The sequence below is a fragment of the Pseudomonas sp. MD195_PC81_125 genome, assembly GCF_014060985.1.
GTDB classification, from domain to species: Bacteria; Pseudomonadota; Gammaproteobacteria; order Pseudomonadales; family Pseudomonadaceae; genus Aquipseudomonas; species Aquipseudomonas parakoreensis.
The window spans coordinates 1-789 of the sequence record NZ_JABULD010000823.1 but is presented as its reverse complement, the minus strand read 5'-3'; the positions used below and the strand labels follow the sequence as shown (position 1 = coordinate 789).

General features: G+C 51.0%; 2 pseudogenes. Both read right to left on the bottom strand.

The annotated features are described in order from the left end of the window. Window positions 1-267: pseudogene (locus HT737_RS29530) on the bottom strand (polysaccharide biosynthesis protein); the annotation flags it as partial. 85 nt (window positions 268-352) lie between these two features. Continuing rightward, window positions 353-789, bottom strand: a pseudogene (locus HT737_RS29525) (glycosyl transferase); the annotation flags it as partial.

Sequence of the window (789 nt, the reverse complement as noted above, 5' to 3'; positions counted from 1 at the left end):
ACGATCGCAATACAGCGCATCGTTACCAAAGTAGCGCATGACCGCACGGTACATGCCGAAACGGATGAAAAGCGGAATTGCGATGATCGGTGCACTGACGAACAGCCAGAAATGCGCCCTTAACGGATTGTACATATCGTCGATGCCGAGGCGGACGATAAATGCGAGCCAGAGAGACGCCCAGACCAGAAACACATCTGTGGCAACTTGAATCAGTCGTTTTTGCCTGCGTGGCAAACCCAGCAAAAAGGCGCGTAATTTATCCATAAACCTCAACCGACCTGCGCGTACTCTGCTAAATCCGCAATCATTGTACGTAATATTTTGACACCCTACCGATTTTGTCTATCAATCACCGGACAACGGTTTTGACTTCGAGTTCTCCTGCATGAAACTTCACCGCGAGGACCAGCAACGGAAGGTATGCAATTATCAGCCCCAATCCACCGTCCACCCTACCGGCTACTACGCAAAACGCTATGGGCAACAGCCACAGCACGTTGATCAAGGCAACGGCTGCTGTCACCGGCAGATGTCGCCCATATCGACGTGACGCATACTGATAAGCGTGACTTCTATGAGCCTCGTACACTTTGTCGCCGCGCAACAACCGTCGAAGCAACGTGAACGTGGCATCAACAATGAACACGCCCAGCAAAATAAGCCAAACCCAGAGGAAATCCGGATTTATCGACATTGCCTGCAATGACAGGACACCCAGGATCACACCCAGAAATCCGCTTCCCGCATCGCCCATGAAAATTTTTGCTGGTGGAAAATTCCACAGCA